The organism is Chryseobacterium sp. C39-AII1, from assembly GCF_039672645.1.
Lineage (GTDB): Bacteria > Bacteroidota > Bacteroidia > Flavobacteriales > Weeksellaceae > Chryseobacterium.
On the sequence record NZ_JBDFPQ010000028.1, the window covers coordinates 1 to 21,148 of the forward strand.

At 34.8% G+C, this 21,148-nt stretch carries 18 protein-coding genes; 10 read left to right on the forward strand and 8 right to left on the reverse strand.

Annotated features, from left to right (window positions below; genetic code table 11):
* Positions 1–175: 175 nt before the first annotated feature.
* From trpS to ileS, 7 genes are all read right to left on the reverse strand, one after another.
* Positions 176–1,144, reverse strand: coding sequence for a tryptophan--tRNA ligase (gene trpS, locus ABEG63_RS21025; protein ID WP_346587388.1), 969 nt, complete (start codon positions 1,142–1,144; stop codon positions 176–178).
* 125 nt (positions 1,145–1,269) lie between these two features.
* Entirely contained in the window at positions 1,270–1,914 is a 645-nt protein-coding gene (locus tag ABEG63_RS21030) for an ElyC/SanA/YdcF family protein (RefSeq protein ID WP_312399612.1), read from the reverse strand.
* Positions 1,915–1,930: 16 nt separating this feature from the next.
* Positions 1,931–2,569, reverse strand: a complete 639-nt coding sequence (locus ABEG63_RS21035; RefSeq protein ID WP_267404529.1) for a lipoprotein signal peptidase — start codon at positions 2,567–2,569, stop codon at positions 1,931–1,933.
* Positions 2,569–2,763, reverse strand: a complete 195-nt coding sequence (locus ABEG63_RS21040; RefSeq protein WP_346587389.1) for a DUF2683 family protein — start codon at positions 2,761–2,763, stop codon at positions 2,569–2,571. The genes ABEG63_RS21035 and ABEG63_RS21040 overlap by 1 nt, the downstream gene beginning before the upstream one ends.
* A 17-nt stretch (positions 2,764–2,780) precedes the next feature.
* Complete coding sequence (locus ABEG63_RS21045; protein WP_267404526.1) at positions 2,781–3,026, reverse strand: DUF6576 domain-containing protein; 246 nt, start codon at positions 3,024–3,026, stop codon at positions 2,781–2,783.
* A gap of 81 nt (positions 3,027–3,107) precedes the next feature.
* Positions 3,108–3,488 carry a TraR/DksA C4-type zinc finger protein gene (locus ABEG63_RS21050; protein WP_267404524.1) on the reverse strand — a complete coding sequence of 127 codons (381 nt, stop codon included), beginning with the start codon at positions 3,486–3,488 and terminating at the stop codon, positions 3,108–3,110.
* A gap of 59 nt (positions 3,489–3,547) precedes the next feature.
* On the reverse strand, positions 3,548–7,003 hold the full coding sequence (gene ileS, locus ABEG63_RS21055) for an isoleucine--tRNA ligase (protein ID WP_346587392.1): 3,456 nt from the start codon (positions 7,001–7,003) through the stop codon (positions 3,548–3,550).
* Between the two features lie 728 nt (positions 7,004–7,731).
* Here ileS and ABEG63_RS21060 point away from each other — a divergent pair.
* From ABEG63_RS21060 to ABEG63_RS21070, 3 genes are all read left to right on the forward strand, one after another.
* Positions 7,732–9,099, forward strand: a complete 1,368-nt coding sequence (locus ABEG63_RS21060) for a M23 family metallopeptidase (protein WP_346587394.1) — start codon at positions 7,732–7,734, stop codon at positions 9,097–9,099.
* Positions 9,100–9,244: 145 nt separating this feature from the next.
* Positions 9,245–10,537: an AMP-binding protein gene (locus tag ABEG63_RS21065; RefSeq protein ID WP_346587396.1), complete on the forward strand. Its 1,293-nt coding sequence runs from the start codon at positions 9,245–9,247 to the stop codon at positions 10,535–10,537.
* Positions 10,538–10,632: 95 nt separating this feature from the next.
* On the forward strand, positions 10,633–11,238 hold the full coding sequence (locus ABEG63_RS21070) for a hypothetical protein (protein ID WP_346587397.1): 606 nt from the start codon (positions 10,633–10,635) through the stop codon (positions 11,236–11,238).
* A gap of 35 nt (positions 11,239–11,273) precedes the next feature.
* On the opposite strand, the gene ABEG63_RS21075 is transcribed toward ABEG63_RS21070, so the two are convergent.
* Positions 11,274–12,518, reverse strand: coding sequence for an NAD(P)/FAD-dependent oxidoreductase (locus ABEG63_RS21075; protein ID WP_346587399.1), 1,245 nt, complete (start codon positions 12,516–12,518; stop codon positions 11,274–11,276).
* Positions 12,519–12,616: 98 nt separating this feature from the next.
* Between ABEG63_RS21075 and ABEG63_RS21080 the strand changes: the two genes are divergently transcribed.
* The 7 genes from ABEG63_RS21080 to ABEG63_RS21110 all read left to right on the forward strand — a co-directional run bounded on the left by ABEG63_RS21080 (position 12,617) and on the right by ABEG63_RS21110 (position 21,002).
* Positions 12,617–14,137, forward strand: a complete 1,521-nt coding sequence (locus ABEG63_RS21080) for an aromatic amino acid ammonia-lyase (RefSeq protein ID WP_346587401.1) — start codon at positions 12,617–12,619, stop codon at positions 14,135–14,137.
* Positions 14,138–14,215: 78 nt separating this feature from the next.
* Positions 14,216–14,947: a 3-oxoacyl-ACP reductase FabG gene (gene fabG / locus ABEG63_RS21085; protein WP_267404512.1), complete on the forward strand. Its 732-nt coding sequence runs from the start codon at positions 14,216–14,218 to the stop codon at positions 14,945–14,947.
* Positions 14,948–15,021: 74 nt separating this feature from the next.
* Positions 15,022–16,242 carry a beta-ketoacyl-[acyl-carrier-protein] synthase family protein gene (locus ABEG63_RS21090; protein ID WP_346587403.1) on the forward strand — a complete coding sequence of 407 codons (1,221 nt, stop codon included), beginning with the start codon at positions 15,022–15,024 and terminating at the stop codon, positions 16,240–16,242.
* Positions 16,243–16,246: 4 nt separating this feature from the next.
* The gene (locus ABEG63_RS21095) at positions 16,247–16,501 is read left to right on the forward strand and encodes a phosphopantetheine-binding protein (RefSeq protein WP_346587405.1); all 255 of its coding nucleotides are present in this window, start codon (positions 16,247–16,249) and stop codon (positions 16,499–16,501) included.
* Positions 16,502–16,611: 110 nt separating this feature from the next.
* Positions 16,612–17,496 (forward strand): lipid A biosynthesis acyltransferase, encoded by an 885-nt coding sequence (locus ABEG63_RS21100; RefSeq protein WP_346587406.1) that lies wholly within the window; start codon positions 16,612–16,614, stop codon positions 17,494–17,496.
* Positions 17,497–17,701: 205 nt separating this feature from the next.
* Positions 17,702–19,246, forward strand: a complete 1,545-nt coding sequence (locus ABEG63_RS21105; protein WP_346587408.1) for an NAD(P)/FAD-dependent oxidoreductase — start codon at positions 17,702–17,704, stop codon at positions 19,244–19,246.
* Entirely contained in the window at positions 19,230–21,002 is a 1,773-nt protein-coding gene (locus ABEG63_RS21110; protein WP_346587409.1) for a C45 family peptidase, read from the forward strand. Before ABEG63_RS21105 ends, ABEG63_RS21110 begins: the two co-directional genes overlap by 17 nt.
* Positions 21,003–21,148 lie beyond the last annotated feature (146 nt).

Here is a 21,148-nt window from a genome sequence, read left to right on the forward strand (position 1 = left end):
GGCTAAAAGACGAATCGCGATGGAACTAAGGGATATGATTACTGCCATATTAATCATCTTTGCCGGAGGGAATCCAGATAAAGTTTTTAAAACTTAAATGGTCGGAATTTCTTCCGACCAAGACTACCTTCGGTGCCGCCGAAACTTAATATTTATTCATAAAAGATATAGAAAATTAAATTCCTAAACTTTTTCTCACTCTTTTAATCGTTTCTGTAGCAATTACTCTTGTTTTTGTTGCTCCTTCCTGAAGTTTTGCTTCCAATTCGTCAAGATTGTTCATGTAATAAGAGAACAATTCTCTTTCTTTTTCAAATCTAACCAAGATCAAATCCAAAAGTTCTTTTTTCGCATGACCATAACCGAAGTTTCCAGCTAAATATTTAGCTCTTAACTCCTCTGTTTGTTCTGGAGTTGCGATCAGTTGATAGATTGCAAATGTTTTATCTGTTTCAGGATCTTTTGGTTCTTCCAAAGATTTTGAATCAGATTCAATGCTCATCACCTGCTTTTTTAGTTCTTTTTCAGGTAAGAAAATATTGATGATATTTCCTCTAGATTTAGACATTTTGTGTCCGTCAACTCCGGGAACGTATTTGGTGTCTTCCTGAAGTTCAGATTGTGGCAAAACAAAAACTTCACCCATTTGATTATTAAATCTTGAAGCCACATCTCGAGCAATCTCCAAATGCTGAAGCTGATCTTTTCCAACAGGAACGATTTCAGCATCATACAATAAAATATCGGCGGCCATCAAAATAGGATAAGTAAACAAGCCTGCATTTACATCCTGCAAACGGTCTGCTTTATCTTTAAATGAATGTGCCAGCGTTAATCTCTGATAAGGAAAAAAACATGATAAATGCCAAGAAAGTTCACAGGTTTCAGGGATGTCGCTCTGTCTGTAAAAAAATGTTTTTTCGGTATCTAATCCACAAGCAAGCCAAGCCGCAGCAATCTCGTAGGTATTTTGTTTCAGTTCTTTCGCATCTTTTATCTGTGTTAAAGAATGCAGGTTCGCGATAAATAAAAATGATTCGTTTCCTTCCTGTTTTGATAGCTCAATTGCAGGAATAATAGCACCCAACAAGTTACCAAGGTGCGGTGTTCCGGTGGCTTGAATGCCGGTAAGAATTCTTGACATTTGTTTAAAATTTATATTTAAAAATTAATGAATTGCAAATTTAACTAATTCTCTCACGGATTGAGCAGATAACGCAGATCTTTTTAATATGATTTTAAATCTGCTTAATCAGCAAGAAAAGAAAATCATGGAATCAAAATCTTTTCTCCTCCAAACTTGGGTTCAACACCTAAAAGTAAATCATAATAGGCTTTCGCTTTCGCCAGATATTCTCTCATATTGGTTTTAAAACCTGCGTATTTATTTACATCTTTTGCATTGTAGCCGAAAGCATCAATTCCGTTTTCTTTGGCTAAAAATACGGCTCTTTCGTTGTGGAATTTTTGTGAAATAATTACCAGTTTAGTCTGCCCGAAAATTTCTTTAGCCCTTACCACAGAATCTAGCGTTCTGAATCCTGCATGATCTAAGAAAATTTTATTCTCAGGAATGCCATAGCGCATTAAAGTTAACAGCATATCTTCGGGCTCATTATAGTCTTTGGTGCTATTGTCGCCGCTTACGATGATATACTTTATTTTTCCGCTTTTATACAGATCTACCGTTGCCTGAATTCTGTTGTAGAAATAAGCATTCGGAAGACCGCTGTTCAGGTTTTTGCTGGTTCCGAGAAGTAAAGCTGTTTTCGTTTCGGGAATATCAGCGATGTTGTAAGAAACGTACGCATCACTGTTTTTCTTGATGCTGTAATTCGCCCAAGCAATAAAAATAATTCCTGCAACAATAAGAAGCAGGAAGAATTTAAAAATATTTTTAATAATTTTCTTCATTTGGTGTGATGTATTTTTAAAATTCCAATCCGTTGGGGAAAGCTTTTTTTCTGAAAATTAATAATAAAACTGCCCCTACTGTAATTGCTGAATCTGCTACATTGAAGATATATTTAAAAAATTCAATATGTTTTCCTCCAATAATAGGCCAGCTTTCAGGAACATTCCAATCTACCAACGGAAAATGAAGCATGTCAACCACGCAACCTCTCATAAAAGTAGAATATCCGTTTCCGAAGCCTACTACTTTAGAGATTCCACCGTAACCAATCCAACGATCAATGCTTGGGTCGTAAACTGTTCCGCTGTCGAAAATCAAACCATAAAACATTCCGTCAATCAAATTCCCAATGGCTCCGGCAAAAATCATGGCCATAGGAATCAAAAGATAATTAGATTCACCACGTTGCAGCCACTTTTTGAATAAGTAGATCATTCCGCCAATCAAAATAACTCTTACAATTACCAGGAAATATTTTCCAATAACTCCGCCAAAATGAAGTCCGTAAGCCATTCCCGGATTTTCCACAAATGTAAACTTGAAACCTGGCAACACAGAAATGCTGTCGTCCAGATTAAAATGTGTTTTTACATAAATTTTTGAAGCCTGATCAATTAATAAAATAAGAAAGGTTACAAATAATATCTTTTTCATTACAGGTTCGTCTTTGGTTTGTCTTTAAAGTTTTTCTTGGTATTTTCTTTTTTAGCAGGAGTTCTTGGCTCGAAAGTTTGAGTTTTTGCGCCTCGTGTATGAAATTTTTCGTAACGAATTCCCATATCTTTCATCACACTTTTCAGTGCATTCAGCTCCATTTGGTTTTTTGGGTGTACAATTAGTGCCTCCATTTTTATTTAATTAATTTTTATTTTTTGGACAATTCATCGAGTCTTTTTCTGTCTTTTGCAGACAAATCATTCACTCCGTTTTTGCCCATTTTGCTTAAAAGCCTGTCGATTTCTTTCTCCCTTTCGCGTTTATCAGAATTAAATTGGTCATCAATGGTGTAATTTCTCTTTTCATCGGGAAAAAATCTGTTTTTGATCTTTTCTCTGTTGAAAAATCCTAAAACGACAACAATAATAATGATTAAAATTAATAATTCGCTCATGGGTATATATTAAAAATTTGGTTTATAAAGTATTTCATGAAATACGATATAAACCAAAAATTATTTTAACTAACCTTGCGGTTATTTCTGCATGTTTTTCGCTTCAATGCTTAATGTAGCGTGCGGAACAGCCAATAGTCTTTCTTTAGGAATCAACTTGCCTGTTACTCTGCAAACGCCATAAGTTTTGTTTTCAATTCTTATCAAAGCATTCTTCAAATCACGTACGAATTTCTCCTGTCTTCCGGCTAAAATAGAGTTCTGCTCTTTGCTTAAAGTTTCAGCACCTTCTTCAAACGCTTTAAAGGTCGGAGAAGTATCATCCGTGCCATTATTCTGGTCGTTGATAAAACTCTCTCTGATTAGTTTTAAATCGTTTTCTGCTTTCTCTATTTTTTCCTTGATCACTGCTTTAAACTCTTGTAAATCAGCATCACTGTATCTTACTCTTTCGTCTGACATGTTCGTTTCTCTTTTTTAATAAAATTATGAAATGGAATTTGAAAAACAATAACTATATGTTAATTTTTTTCAACATTTATCTTAAAATTAACCTCATCTATTTCGATTTCGTTAAAATTTGAAAGTGAAGATACAATTTCTATTTTATTTGACAAGACTTCAGCCGAAATATATTCTTCATTTTTCTTGATATCATTCAAGAACGGAGAATTTTCTTCCAATGTGATGGAAATTCTGTCTGTCAGGTCAAATTCTTTATCTTTTCGCAGGTTTTGAACTCTGTTGATGAATTCTCTTGCGATACCTTCAGATTTTAATTCGTCTGTTAACGTCAAATCTAATGCCACAGTTGTTTTTCCATCAGAAGTTACTGTCCATCCCGGGATATCTTTTGTCGAAATTTCTACATCATCCAATGTAATTTCGTATCCCTGAACGTCTAATTTTCCTTCTTTTTCTAATGTCGAAATCTGTTCTGCACTAAAGTTGGCGATCTCACCTCCAACCACTTTCATGTCTTTTCCTAGTTTAGGACCAAGCGCCTTGAAATTTGGTTTTATCTGTTTTACAATTAAATCAGCAGCTTCTTCAGCATTGATTAATTGAATTTCTTTAACATTTACTTCTTGTTTAATTAATTCAGAAACCGCAGCAATTTGCGCCTCTGTTTTTTTATCTAAAACAGGAATTAATACTTTCTGTAAAGGCTGACGAACTTTTACGTTTTCTTTCTTTCTCAAAGAGAAAACCATACTTGTAATGTTCTGTGCTAAATGCGTTTTTTCAACCAAATCCTGATCGATCAAACTTTCATCAGCAACAGGGAAATCCGTTAAGTGAATAGATTCCGCAGTTTCTTTTCCTGTTACTTTATTTAAATCCTGATACAATTGATCCATAAAGAACGGAGCAATTGGTGCCGATAATTTAGCAACGGTTTCCAAACAGGTATATAAAGTCTGGTAAGCAGAGATTTTATCATCCGAATAATCTCCTTTCCAGAAACGTCTTCTGCATAATCTTACATACCAGTTTGATAAATTGTCATTCACAAACGTGTTGATGGCTCTCGCTACTCTTGTCGGCTCGTAATCTTCGTAGAATGCCTTAACTTCTTTGATTAATAAGTTTAATTCGGAAAGAATCCATCTGTCGATTTCCGGTCTGTTTTCAACTTCTTTTTCAGAATAATTGAATCCGTCAACATTTGCATACAAAGCAAAGAATGAATACGTGTTGTAAAGCGTTCCGAAGAATTTTCTTCTTGTTTCATCAATTCCATCGATGTCGAATTTCAGGTTTTCCCAAGGATTTGCATTGGAAACCATGTACCAACGTGTCGCATCCGGTCCGTAAATGGCTAATGTTTCGAAAGGATCAATTCCATTTCCTTTGGATTTCGACATTTTCACGCCGTTTTTATCCAAAACAAGTCCGTTACTCATTACATTTTTATAAGCAACTGAATCAAAAACCGCTGTTCCTATTGCGTGAAGCGTGTAGAACCAACCACGAGTCTGGTCAACACCTTCCGCGATGAAATCTGCAGGGAAAGCTTTATTATTGTCGATTAATTCTTTATTTTCAAAAGGATAGTGCAACTGCGCATAAGGCATTGAGCCTGAATCGAACCAAACATCGATCAAGTCGCTTTCACGCTTCATTGCTCTTCCTGAATCTGAAACTAAAATTACTTTATCAACGATATTTTTATGAAGATCAACCAAAGCATAATTTTGCTCAGACATATTTCCGATGATAAAACCTTTGAACGGATTTTCTTTCATAAATCCTGCTTCAATAGATTTTTCGATCTCGTTGTATAATTCTTCTACAGAACCGATGATTTTTTCTTCTTTCAAATCATCTGTTCTCCAGATTGGTAAAGGAATTCCCCAATATCTTGAACGGGAAAGATTCCAGTCGTTTACGTTTTCCAGCCAGTTCGCAAAACGTCCTTCTCCTGTTGCTTTTGGCTTCCAGTTAATTGTTTCATTCAATTCTACCAAACGGCTTCTAAGAGAAGTCATTTTTACAAACCAGGAATCCAACGGATAATATAATAACGGCTCATCTGTTCTCCAGCTGTGTGGATAACTGTGAACATATTTTTCTACTTTGAAAGCCTTGTTTTCTTTTCTTAATTTTAAAGCAATTCTTTCATCTACAGAAAGATAAGCCTTCAAATCTGCAATGATTGACTTTAAATTTTCTTTCTGAATATTTAATTCAGTATTTTTTTCGTCTTCGCTAAGATATTCTCCTTTTACATATTCATTCGCAAAACCGTAGATTTCATCGCTTACGATAGCTAAAAATCTTCCCTGTAAATCTACTAATGGAATTGGATTTTCATTTTCATCTAAAACCAACATTGGCGGAACTTCAGGCTGAGCTTCTTTAGCTACTTTTGCATCATCTGCACCAAAAGTCGGGGCAGTGTGAACGATACCTGTTCCGTCTTCCGTTGTCACGAAATCTCCAGCGATTACTCTGAAAGCATTTTCAGGATTCTGGTAAGGAAGAGCATACTGTAATAGTTGCTCATATTTAATTCCAACCAAATCCGCTCCTTTGAATTCTGCTAAAATTTGGTAAGGAATAATTTTCGTTTCAGATGTATAATTTGCAAAATCTTCATCTGTTCCTTCAGCATATTTTTTAGCAAATTGTTTTCCAACCAAAGCTTTAGCCAAAACAACATTAATTGGCTCAAAAGTATATTGATTGAAAGTTTTGACTAAAACATAGTCGATTTTTGGACCTACTGTTAAAGCTGTATTTGAAGGCAGCGTCCAAGGAGTTGTCGTCCAGGCTAAGAAATGTACATCTCCAAAACCTTGCAAAAATGAAGGTAATGTTTCCGATAATGTTTTGAATTGTGCAACCACTGTTGTATCAGAAACATCACGGTAAGCTCCCGGTTGGTTTACTTCGTGAGAAGAAAGTCCCGTTCCTGCTTTCGGAGAATAAGGCTGGATCGTATACCCTTTGTACAATAATCCTTTATCATACAATTGCTTCAACAACCACCAAACCGTTTCCATGTATTTTGATTTATACGTGATATACGGATCATCAAGATCAACCCAATAACCGATTTTTTCGGTAAGGTTGTTCCAAACGTCTGTATAACGCATTACCGCTTCACGACACGCTTTGTTATAATCTTCAATTGAAATTTTTTTGCCAATATCTTCTTTAGTGATTCCTAATTCCTTTTCCACGCCAAGCTCTACCGGAAGTCCGTGTGTATCCCAACCCGCTTTACGGAAAACCTGCTTCCCGTTCTGGGTCTGATAACGACAGAAAATATCCTTCAACGCTCTGGCCATTACGTGGTGAATTCCGGGCATACCGTTTGCTGAAGGCGGACCTTCATAAAAAACAAACTCAGGTTGCCCCTCACGAATCTCAACACTCTTATTGAAAGTTTTGTTCTGTTTCCAGAATTCCGCTACATTCTCTGCTACGTCAATAAGGTTGAGGTTTTTGTATTCTTTAAATTGGCTCATTGTAATATCTCAATATCGTTGATTAATTAAGTTGGCAAATTTACTAAAATTTGTCGGTTTATAATATATGTTTTATTTTGATATTTCCTATTAAAAAGTTCTGTTTCAGAAATATAAATGTTTGGATTAATTTTTTGTGAATTGTGAATTGTGAAATGCACTTTTTTTGAATTGAATTTTAAACATAAATGGCACTAATATTTTCATAAATGTCATGAACACAAAGGCCACTAAGTTTTTTACGGTAAGGCTTTTTTTAAGTTTCACGAAGCCGTTTCACTTATATAAGATCTCAAAACGTGAGCAGTCTCATTCGGGAATTCGTGGCAATAAAAAAGTTTCTTTTTATTATATCACAAAACATCCATGGGACATAAAAGAAAATTTCGTAATTTTAAAATGACACTTAAAACCATTTGTATGAAATTCTTTTCCCGATTGATGATTCTTGTTTGTTTAATCAATAGCATTGCGACATTTGCTCAAAATTATCCACAAGGTTATTTTCGAAACCCTTTAAATATTTCCATTAACCTCGCTGCCAATTTCGGAGCAGTCCGTTCCAATCATTTCACATGGGATTGGATATTCGAACCAACAGTCAGGAAAACTTATCTGTAGTTGCCGCAGCAGATGGTTATGTAAGCTGAATAAAAGTAGAGCGTTACGGTTTCGGAAATGCTGTTTATGTCACTCATCCAAATGGTTATACAACAGTGTATGCACATTTGAATAAATATTTCGACAAACTCGATGAATACGTAAAAGAACAGCAGTACAAAGACGAAAAATGGGAACAGGATCTTAGTTTTTCACCGAATCAGTTTCCAGTGACGAAAGGACAGTTAATTGCTTTAAGCGGAAATACAGGAGGCTCAGCGGGACCACATCTGAATTTTGAAATCAGAGATACAAAAACAGAAGAATGTATCAATCCTTTGCTATTTGGATTTAATATTCCTGATGGGATTGCTCCGATTATAAGTGGATTGTATTGGTATGATCGCCGTTTTAGCACCTATGAATCGGGAGCCAATGGAATTGTTGTTAAAAAAATAGGAAGTGTTTATACTTCAAACGTAATTCAAGTGAATTCTCCTCAGATAAGTTTTGCGATAAAAGCGGTGGATAAAGCCAATCAGGGTTTTAATCTGGGAATTTACGACGTAGAATTATTGATGGATGGAAAACTCGTTTATAGTTTTAAAATTGACAGAATTCATTATAATGATACACGATATATCAATGGCTGCGTAGATTATACAAAATTTGTCCGCGATAAAATAAGCATTCAACATTTATCGAATTTGCCGGGAATGAAATTGCCGAATTATAGTTCCGGTTCGGACGGAATTATCAATCTTTCGGATAATGAAGTTCACAATATTGAAATTATTTTAAAAGATGTCAATGGAAATACAAGTCGATTGACAACAAAAGTTCAGTTGAGTAATTCATCAGAAAAAGTTTCATCAAACAATAAAACCGTTTCTCCAAACGAATCAAAAACAATTAAAACAGAGAGTGCAGAAATTAATTTAAGCAAAAATGCGGTTTACGATGCGGTGAATTTTAATATGTACGAAAAATCCGATGCAGAAGCCGTTTCAAGTGCTATAATTTTAAATAGTCCTTACAATCCGATTCATGATTTTTTTAGTTTAAAAATTAAACCTAGCAGAAAATTAAACAGCGAAGAAAAAGATAAAACGGTTATCGAACTCAATTACGGAAGCAATAAAAATATCATCAAAGCGAAATGGAATGGTGATTGGGCAGAAGGACAATTCAACAGACTTGGAACAGCAAGATTATTATTGGATGACAGCTTACCGTCCGTTTCTCCAAGCTGGAAAGAGAGTGCAATTGTAAGTTCAGGTTCTGTAAGATTAAAAGGAACAACAAAAATCGGTGACATTGAATCTTTCCGAGCAGAATTGGATGGAAAATGGCTTCGTTTTGCAAGAGTAAAAGATGATTTTGTGTATGTTTTTGATGAAAAATGCCCGAAAGGCTCGGGTTCTCATACGTTAAAAGTGATAACCACCAATACAGCTGGAAATGCAAATACACAGACTTTTACTTTTCAACGATAATTTCGATTAAACACTAATGTCACAAATATCACAAAAAATAAATACAATCATCTATGAAAAATTGTGTCAATCTGTGGTTAAAATTTCAGAGGAAGCGATCTTTTAATTTTAATTAAATAAATTTGTCTTCTAAAAATAAAAACTATTGGAATTCTATCCATCAATCGAAAAATCGGACATTCAGGAAATAAAAAAGTTTCAGGAGCAAAAACTTCAGGAGCTTTTGGCTTATCTTGAAAATCATTCACCTTTTTATCAAAGATTATTCAAAGAAAATAATATCAATATTTCAGATATTCAGATGTTGGAAGATTTACAGAAAATCCCCACAACTACGAAGAACGATATTCAGCAAAATAACGATGATTTCTTCTGTATCACGCCCGATAAAATTGTGGATTACAGCACCACTTCAGGAACTTTAGGGGATCCTGTAACTTTTGGTTTATCGGATAATGATCTTGAAAGATTAGCTTACAACGAAGCGATTTCTTTCGCTTGTGCAGGAATACAGAAGGGCGATGTTGTACAAATGATTACAACGATTGACAAAAGATTCATGGCCGGACTTGCTTATTTTCTAGGATTAAGAAAAATGGGAGCAAGCGTTGTGAGGATGGGACCCGGAATTCCGGAGCTGCAATGGGATTCAATTTTTAGATATAAACCTAAATATTTGATTACCGTTCCTTCGTTTTTGTTAAAAATGATCGATTATGCTGAGAAACACGGGATTGATTATAAGAATTCCAGTGTTTATGGAGCAGTTTGCATTGGGGAAAGCATCAAAAATCAGGATTTTACAGACAATATTTTATCTCAAAAGATTAAAGAAAAGTGGGATATTAAATTATTTTCAACCTATGCTTCCACAGAAATGAGCACAGCTTTCACAGAATGCGAACAGCAAATCGGAGGACATCATCATCCGGAACTAATCATCACAGAAATTCTGGACGATGAAGGAAACTTAGTAAAAGAAGGTGAAAGCGGAGAGTTAACCATTACAACTTTAGGCGTTGAAGCTATTCCTTTGTTAAGATTCAAAACGGGAGATATTGTAAAAGCACATTATGAACCTTGCAAATGTGGACGAAATACGATGAGGTTAGGTCCTGTAATCGGGCGAAAACAACAGATGATAAAATACAAAGGAACAACTTTGTATCCGCCTGCAATGAACGATATTTTAAATGATTTCAATAATATTTTATGCTATCAGATCGTTATTCAGTCGAATGAAATAGGGTTGGACGAAATTATCATTAAGATAAGCACAGACAGTGATTCCGAAAGTTTTGTAAATGAAGTAAGAGATCATTTCCGTGCAAAATTAAGGGTAAGTCCAAAAATTGAATTAATTGATTTTGATGTTTTGTCTAAAATCGTATTTAATCCTAACAGCAGAAAGCCGATTACGTTTACGGATTTAAGATAAATTGATTTTTAAAATTTAACAGAAAATAAAATACAGCAGTTCATTTGAGCTGCTTTTTTACAATATATTTGCGAACTTATTTCAATTAATAAACTATGAAAAAATTATTTCTAATGCTTTTTATGGCAATTGCGACCACGGCGATTGCTCAAAACCAAATTAATTTTCAATCAGGAAACTTTGATTTTCTTAAAGATCAAACGGAAGTAAATGTTCAGTTGAAGTTCGATAATGCTACTTATCAGGAAAAGAACCTTACAGAAGTTCAGTATATCGAAAACAGAAAAGCAGATATCACGGCTAAGAAAAGTGAAAAAGTTTGGGAAAATTGGATTTATCAGTGGGACAGATTCAAATCGACAGAATATTTGGAGTATTTCTTTAAAGGAATAAATGCGAAATCGAAGAAAGTAACTTTTAGGAACGATGTGAAAGCGAAGTATACGTTAATTATTGATGCAAAATGGATTTACGCAGGCTGGTACGGTGGCATGATCGGTTCGCAGGAAGCAAAATTAACAGCAAACTTAACTTTTGTAGAAACAGAGAATCCATCGAATATTGTTATGAAATTGCAGGCTGATAAAATTCAGGGAAAGCAGATGAACAGAGATTTTAATTGGGAGTACGGAAGAATCGCTGCTGCGTATGAAGTGACAGGAAAAAAATTAGGAAAAGAAATTAAAAATGCTTTAAAATAAAACAAAAACGGTCTGAAAAATCTCAGACCGTTTTTTTATGCTTGTTGTTTTTCTGTTTTAATAAATTCTGCAAGATTTTTTATCGCAGTATCGTGTATTCTCACAAAAGTATTTTTCTTGTTCCATACATAGCCTGCCAAAACTGCACAGATTTTTCTTTTCACATCAGGATTTTCCGGTTGGTGGAAAAACAATTCCTGAAGATTTCCGGTGTACCATTCTTTCACGTAGGTTGTGAAAACATCAACACCGTATAAAATATAGTCTGCAAATTCGGTCTGCCAATCTACTTTTTCGCCATTAAGTTGTCTTAGAGCCAATTTTGCTGCGGTCATTCCGCCCTCGGTTGCAAAAGCCATTCCTGAAGAGAAAACCGGATCAAGGAATTCTGAGGCATTTCCTGTTAATGCAAATCCGTCTCCGTATAATTTTTTTACCGAGCAAGAGTAATCTTTCAAATGTTTTGGCTCAAAAAGAAATTCAACATCTCCGAAACGTTTTACATAATAATCGGAAAGGGAGATTGCTTTTCTCAAAGCTTCTGCAGGATCTCCATTTTCAGAAAGCTTATCAATATATTCCGTTGGGCCAACGATTCCTACACTTGTATTTCCGTTTGAGAAAGGAATAACCCATAGCCAGACTTCAGTTTCAATAATATCAAAAGAAATCAAAGTTCCTTCCGTACCTTCTTCTCTGTTGATGTCTTCTACATGAGAGAAAATCGCAGAATGAGGAGAAAGTTTTGAAGGTTTTTCCAAATCTAAAAGTCTTGGTAAAACTCTTCCGTAACCACTGGAATCAATGACGAATTTGGCATGAATTTCTTTCGTTTCGCCGTCTTTATTTTTTACCGTTGTGATAGAATCTGTTCCATTAAATTCAATGCCGATTACTTCGGTTTCAAATTCAAGATCAATACCTTTATTAATGACTTCTTGGGCTAAAACATTATCAAAATCAGCTCTCGGAACCTGCCAAGTCCAGTCCCATCCATCACCAAATTTATTGCTGAAATCAAAAATACAGACTTCGTTGCCTCTTAAAAAACGTGCTCCCAATTTCTTTTCAAAGCCCATTTTATCAAGCGCGGGAAAGAGTCCGGCTTCATCAAAATGATCCATTACACGCGGAATAAGACTTTCGCCTACAACCAATCTTGGAAATTTTGTTTTTTCAACAACTTTTACGTTGACGTTGTTCTTCTTTAAGTATGAAGAAGATACGCAACCGGACGGTCCGGCACCGATTACAAGAACGTCAACAAATTCTTTACTCATCTTTGATTTTTTATTTTAATAATAACTTCTATCTTTGCCGCAAAATTAATGACAATTAATTAATAATTACAATATTATCTATTTATTACTTTTAATTAATGAAAATAAATAACTTTTTAGAACTGAACGACTTTAAAAAAATCATCATTAATAATGAAAAAATAGAACTGGATGAATCACTTCTTGCCAGAGTGGATGAAAGTTTTAAGTTTTTGAAAGATTTTTCCAAAAATAAAGTAATATATGGTGTGAATACAGGTTTTGGACCCATGGCACAGTTCAAGATCAGCGATGAAGATACCCATCAATTACAATATAACTTAATCAGAAGTCACTCTTCTGGTATTGGAAATCCGCTTCCTGCCGATGAGGTAAAAGCTTGCATGTTAGCAAGAATGAATACATTGTCATTAGGGAAATCAGGAGTTCACCAGTCAGTTGTTAATTTACTTAAAGAGTTAATAAACAGAGATATTACACCGTTGATTTTTGAACACGGTGGAGTTGGAGCGAGTGGAGATTTGGTACAATTGGCGCACTTGGCTTTGGTTTTAATAGGTGAAGGTGAGGTTTTCTATAAAGGTGAAAGAAAATCAACGAAAGAAGTTTTCGAAATTGAAGGTTTAGAACCTATTCAGGTTGAAATCCGTGAAGGCCTTGCCTTAATGAACGGAACTTCTGTCATGTCGGGAATTGGTGTTGTCAATGCTCATAAAGCGAATCAATTGACAGATATTTCCATTAAATTATCTTGTGCTATCAACGAAATTGTTCAGGCTTACGACGACCATTTGTCAGAAGTTTTGAACGGAACAAAACTTCATGCAGGACAGCAAAAAATTGCAGCAAAAATGCGTGCTCATTTATCTGACAGCAAATTGATCAGAAAAAGAGCCGACCATTTATATACTCACTTTGAAGAGCAGGAGAAGGTTTTCAAAGAAAAAGTTCAGGAATATTATTCTTTAAGATGTGTTCCTCAGATTTTGGGACCTGTTTTAGATACTTTGGAATACACTGAAAAAGTGTTGGAAAACGAGATCAATTCAGCAAATGATAATCCGATCATTAATGTTGATGATCAGCACGTTTACCATGGTGGAAATTTCCATGGAGATTATATTTCTCTGGAAATGGACAAACTGAAAACTGTTGTCACAAAACTGACGATGTTAGCTGAAAGACAATTAAATTATCTTTTGAATGCTAAGATCAACGAAATCTTGCCTCCTTTTGTGAATTTAGGTAAATTAGGTTTCAATTTCGGGATGCAGGGCGTTCAGTTTACAGCGACTTCTACAACGGCGGAAAGTCAGATGTTGTCGAATCCGATGTATGTTCACAGTATTCCGAATAACAATGACAATCAGGATATCGTGAGCATGGGAACCAATGCTGCTGTAATCTGCAGAAAAGTGATTGAAAATGCTTTCGAAGTTTTGGCAATTGAAGCGATCACCATCGTTCAGGCAATCGAATATCTTGATTTTAAAGATAAGGTTTCAACGTCAACAAAAGAATTGTATGATGAAATAAGAAAGATCATTCCTGCGTTCTCAAATGACATGGTGATGTATCCGTATTTGGAGGAAGTAAAAAAATATTTAAAAGCAATGTAATTACTCTCGGTAATTAATTGTTTAAACTAAGGGGGAGAAAAATATACTTGAAAAAACTAAAACTAACATAAGTAACACATGAAATGTGCAATCATCACAGGCGGCTCAAGAGGAATTGGAAGAGCAATCTGTATCAAACTGGCAGAAGAGAAAAATTATCATATTTTAATCAACTATACTTCAAACGAAGCTGCAGCAAAGGAAACTTTAGCTAAAGTGGAAGAATTGGGTTCTACCGGAGAAATTCTAAAATTCGATGTAGGAAATGCTGAAGAAACTCAAAAAGTTTTAACGGAATGGCAGGAAAATAATCCACAATCTATAGTTGAGGTGATCGTAAATAACGCCGGAATCACAAGAGACGGATTATTCATGTGGATGCCAAGTGAAGATTGGAACGCTGTGATTAACACGAGTTTAAATGGTTTTTTCAACGTAACGAATTTCTTTATTCAAAAATTGTTGCGTAACAAATACGGCAGAATTATCAATATGGTTTCTGTTTCCGGAGTGAAGGGAACGGCTGGACAAACCAATTATTCTGCGGCAAAAGGAGCTGTTGTGGGCGCTACAAAAGCTTTAGCACAGGAAGTTGCGAAAAGAAATATCACTGTAAATGCAGTTGCACCGGGATTCATCAGAACAGATATGACTCAGGAATTTAATGAAGATGAATTAAAAGCAATGATTCCTGCCAATCGATTTGGTGAAGCGGAGGAAGTGGCAGATTTGGTAGCATTTTTAGCTTCTAAAAAGTCATCGTACATTACAGGTGAAGTAATCAATATTAACGGAGGAATCTATTCATAAAATCAGGTAGCAGATATAAGATAGCAGGTATTAGCTGCAACCTAAAATCTGCAACCTAAAACCTTGAACATTACATGGAAAATAGGGTTGTAATTACCGGAATGGGAATTTATTCCTGCATCGGAACTTCTTTGGAAGAGGTGAAAGAATCTTTATTTCAGGGGAAATCCGGAATTGTTTTGGTGGACGAAAGAAAAGAATTTGGTTTCAGATCGGGATTAACGGGCGTGGTTCCGAAACCGGATCTTAAAAATCTTTTGAACCGCAGACAGCGTGTAAGCATGGGCGAAGAAAGCGAATACGCTTATATCGCAACTTTAGATGCTTTAAAACAGGCAAATATCGACCAAGACTTTTTAGACCAAAACGAAGTCGGAATTTTATACGGAAACGACAGTGTTTCTCAGGCAGTTGTGGAATCTATCGACATTGCAAGAGAAAAAAAAGATACAACTTTAATGGGTTCAGGAGCGATTTTCAAATCGATGAACTCAACAGTTACGATGAATCTTTCTACGATTTTTAAATTAAGAGGAATCAATTTAACCATCAGTGCAGCTTGTGCAAGCGGTTCTCATTCTTTGGGATTGGCTTATATGATGATTAAAAACGGTTTTCAGGACATGATTGTTTGTGGAGGTGCTCAGGAAACCAACAAATATTCAATGGCGAGTTTTGACGGGTTGGGTGTTTTTTCTGTAAGAGAAGACGAACCGACGAAAGCTTCAAGACCTTTCGACGCCGGTAGAGATGGCTTAATTCCTAGTGGTGGAGCAGCTTCATTGATCGTTGAAAGTTTAGAATCGGCACAAAAACGAGGCGCAAATATCATCGCTGAAATCGTTGGTTATGGCTTTTCTTCAAACGGTGGACATATTTCTACACCAAATGTTGATGGCCCGGCTTTAGCAATGGACAGAGCGTTGAAACAATCTGGTTTAACGGCAAAAGATATCGATTATATTAATGCTCACGCAACTTCCACGCCGCTTGGTGATGCGAATGAAGCCAAAGCGATCTATGAAATTTTCGGAGGTGAAATTCCTGTAAGTTCTACAAAATCAATGACGGGTCATGAATGCTGGATGGCAGGTGCAAGTGAGGTAATTTATTCGATTCTGATGATGCAAAACGATTTTGTTGCCCCGAATATTAATCTGGAAAACCCTGATGATGAGGCTAAAAAGATAAATTTGGTAGCAGAAACAAAAAGTCAAAAAATTGATGTATTTTTGTCGAATTCTTTTGGATTTGGGGGAACAAATTCAGCATTAATTGTTAAAAAATTTGATTAAAAACATGGACAGGGAAAAAATTGTTGCGATCGTCAACGACTTTCTAGTGAATGAATTTGAAGTAGATGGCGATGAAATCAGCAATGAAGCTAACTTGAAAAAAACATTGGGCTTAGACAGCCTGGATTATATTGATTTGGTGGTAGTTATTGAATCTAATTTCGGTGTGAAATTAGGTGAAGCAGACTTCAAAAAGATGGTCACATTCGATGACTTTTATTCGACAATCGAGAACAAAATCACTGAAAAAAACTCATAACTATCGATTAAAAATCTACTCTTAAAAATGTAACAATAGAACAATCTAGCAGTTTATCAATTTTTAAATATTGTTACATTGCTAGACTGATACATTGCTAAATTAATACTATGAACAAGTGGAAAGGTAAATCTAAAGGCACAATTCTCGGCTACAGAATTTTCGTTTGGTGCATTAGAAATATCGGAATCCGAAGTTCATATTTTGTCCTTTATTTTGTTGCGTTATATTACTTTTTATTCGAAAAAAACAGCAACAAATATTACCAATATTATTTCCAGAAAAGACTCAATTACGGCTATTGGAAAACAAAAATTTCATTATTTAAAAGTTATTTCACTTTCGGAACTGTTTTAATTGATAAAACGGCTATTTCTGCTGGCTTAAGAGAAAAATATACTTACGAATTCGACGGAATTGAAAACCTCAGAAATCTTTTAGCCGAAAAAAAAGGCGGCGTTTTAATCAGCGCTCACATCGGAAATTTTGAGATAGCTGAACATTTTTTTGCCGATATCGACTTCGATTGTCAGATTAATTTAGTGACTACAGATCAGGAAGTTACCGTCATTAAAGAATATCTGGAAAGTGTTTCTGTAAAAGCAAGCAGCATCAAATTTATTTATGTTAAAGACGATATGTCGCATATTTTCGAGATTAACGAAGCGTTGTCAAAAAACGAACTGATTTGTTTTACAGGCGACCGTTATTTCGAAGGTTCTAAATTCTTGGAAGGTGATTTACTCGGAAAATCAGCGAAATTTCCTGCCGGACCTTTCATGATTGCTTCAAGGTTGGGTGTTCCTGTGGTGTATGTGTACGTAATGAAGGAAAAAAATCTTCATTATCATTTGTATGCAAGAGTAGCTCAAAACGTCAAAAAACGCGATGCACAAAGACTTTTGAATTCTTATACTCAAAATTTGGAGTCGATGATTAAAAAATATCCCCTTCAATGGTTCAATTACTTTGATTTTTGGGATGATATTGATTAAATTCCCTACTTTTACTTTCGAAAAAACTAATATTTAAACTCAAACATTAATAATTGAGGAATTTAAAATGTAAGTAATAAGTCCACTTTTTGTCTTTGCTAAGTGTTAACGCCTTTGCGAACTTAAAAACATTTAGTAGTTAAAAAAATCTTTGCGGACTTTGCGTTTTAAAATTTAAAATTATTAAAAACACAGCTTTTCTCCTTTGAAAAATGAATTTGACATACTTGTAATCGGCAGCGGATTGGGAGGTCTTGTTTCGGCGCTTGTTTTAGCGAAAGAAGGCTTAAAAGTTTGTGTTTTGGAGAAAAACAATCAATACGGCGGGAATTTACAGACATTTTCCCGTGACAAACTCATTTTTGATACCGGAGTTCATTATTTGGGCGGACTTTCAGAAGGGCAAAATCTTCATCAATATTTTTCGTATTTGGAGATTATGGATGAATTGCAGCTTCATAAAATGGATGAAGACGGTTACGATAAAATCACCTTTGGAAATGATGAAATCGAATATCCTCACGCACAAGGCTACGAAAATTTTGTTGAACAATTAGTTAAATATTTTCCTGAAGAAAGAGGAAATTTAGAAGATTATTGTGAAGAAATTCAGAGAGTTTGCAGTCAGTTTCCGAGATATAATCTGGTTGGAAAAGATAATTACAATGAAGAAATTCTCCATCTTAATACCAAAAGGTTTATTGAATCTTTAACTTCGAATAAAAAATTACAGTCTATTTTATTGGGTTCTAATTTTTTATACGCCGGAGATTCTGAAAATGTTCCGTTTTACGTTCATGCGTTGACGGTAAATTCTTATATTCAAAGTGCTTATAAATGCATAAAAGGCGGAAGCCAGATCTCAAAATTATTAATTCGCAGGCTTCGTGAATATGGAGCGGAAGTTCATAAACATTCTGAAGTTTCTGAATTTTTATTTAATGAAAATAATGTTTTAGCGGGTGTAAAAACTCAATCAGGAAAAGAATATTTTGCGAAACAATTTATTTCAAACATAGAAATTCGTTCAACCATTAAACTGATTGGGGAAGAAAGGCTGAAAAAATCCTTTTTAAACCGCATCATGAGTTGGGAACCTCTTCCTTCGTGTTTCAGTGTTTATTTTGTTTTAAAACCTCAAATTCTTCCAAATTTTAATTATAATATTTATCATTATTCAAACGAAGAATTGGTTTGGAATGCTTATCGTTACGATAGAAATTCTTGGCCGGAAACGTATATGCTTTCCTCAACACAATCAAAACATTATCCGAGATTTGCAGAAAGTTTAACAGCAATTTCTTACATGGATTTTGAGGAAGTTAAAGAATGGGAAAGGACGTTCAATACGATTGCAGACGAACATGAAAGGGGTGAATTATACGAGAAATTCAAGATGGAAAAAGCAGAAAAGATGATTGATTCTTTGGAGAAAAAGATTCCTAATTTAAGACAGATTACCAGTAAAATTTACACATCGTCTCCGTTATCTTATCGCGATTATATAGGAGGTTTCGATGGAAATATGTACGGCTATATTAAAAGTTCTGAAAACCCTCTGAAAACAATGGTTTCTCCGCGCACTAAGATTAATAATCTTTTTCTGACAGGGCAATCGGTGAATATGCATGGGATTTTAGGCTGTACGATCGGTGCTTTCAATACCTGTGCAGAAATTCTTGGAAAAGAGCTTATCGATGAAAGATTAACACAATTGATTAATAAAAATAAAGGTGAAGAAAGAAAATAATATGCAGTCTTTTGTCATTCTGAATGAAGCGAAGCGAAATGAAGAATCTAAATTAATTTGTAGAGATTCTTCCTATCGTCAGAATGACAAGCGGCACAAAATAAGAGCTTTATTTTTCTTTTTTTTCATTCTTAGCCTCACATCATGTGGCATACGAAAATCTATCAAACATATTCCTGATGTAAAACAATATTCTCTTGAAATTCCAAAAATTAGTAAAATTAACGATTCAACTTTTAGTTTTAATGAAAATTATTTGACGAAAAATAAGCAGCAGCTTTGGGAACTTTATATCAAAGGAAATCCTTTGCAATTGGGTTATAACAACGGAGCTTTGACGCAAAATCTAATGCAAAAACAGGAAGAAATTTTCTTTTCAAAAGTGGAAGGTTTTGTTCCGTCGAAGTTTAAGCAACACTTATTGCGTGGTTTTCTAAAATGGTATAACCGAAAAATGTATCTGAATGTTCGTGAAGATTATCAAGCCGAATTGTATGGTTTATCCCAATATTCATCGGATAAATATGATTTTATTGTGCCAAAATTTTTGAGAAGCATGTATTTGCACGGTGCGCACGATATTGGTCATGCAATGCAGGATTTGATGGTAGTTGGCTGTACTTCTCTCGCAGTTTGGAACGAAAATACGGATGACGGAGATTTGCTGATCGGAAGAAATTTTGATTTTTATGTGGGGGATGATTTTGCTAAAAATAAATTAATCGAATTTGTAGAACCGGAAAACGGAATTCCTTATCTTTCTGTAAGTTGGCCAGGAATGATTGGCGTGGTTTCGGGAATGAATAAAGAAGGAATTACGGTGACCATTAATGCCGGAAAATCCAAAATTCCGTTGACGGCAAAAACTCCGATTTCTTTGGTGACAAAAGAAATTTTACAATATGCTGCAACTATCGAAGAAGCGATTACGATTGCTAAAAAGCGAAAAGTTTTCGTTTCTGAATCGATTCTGGTGAGTAGTGCGAATGATAAAAATGCGGTTATTATTGAAGTATCACCTGATAATTTTGGAGTTTATAATGTAGAAAATACAAGTCGTGTTTTTTGTACCAATCATTTCCAATCTGAAGCTTATCAGGATGATAAAAGAAATCAAAAACAGATTGCAGAAAGCCATTCTAAGTATCGTTACGAGAAATTGCAGGAGCTTTTACAGGAAAATAAAAAACTGAATCCTGAGAAAATGGCTTCAATTTTAAGAGATAAATCGGGTTTGAAAGGCGAGAAGATCGGGTTTGGAAATGAAAAGGCAATGAATCAGTTGTTGGCACATCATGCGGTGATTTTTTCGCCTCAAAAGAAACTGGTTTGGGTTTCTTCAAATCCTTATCAGTTAGGGGAATTTGTCTGTTATGATTTGAATGAAATTTTTTCCAATAAACGATTGAAAAACGGTGAATTGGCGAAGTCAAATTTGAATATCGCCAAAGATCCTTTTGTGGATTCTCAGGAGTTTGAAAATTATGAGATTTATAAATTGATGCAATCAGAAATCATTGAAGCGATTGAGAAAGATAATGTTTTGTTAAGCGAAGATTTTACGAACGAATATCAATCTTTAAATCCTGATTTTTGGTTAGGTTATTATTTGGCAGGAAAATATTATTACAAAATTAAAGATTATCAAAGGGCTAAAACAGAATTTGAAAAGGCTTTGACTAAAGAGATTACAACAGTTCCGGATCATGAAAATGTTGAAGATTACCTAAAAAAGACGTTGAAAAAACTGAGATAATTTGTTTTTGTGACAAAGGTCTAGCCCCGATGTTCTATGTTAAATTGCAAATTATTTAGGTTAAAATTTTAAAGTTTTTTTGATAATCCGGTTGATATTTCGTCTTATTCTTCACCACTCCAAAACAGATTCTCAAAAGTTTATTA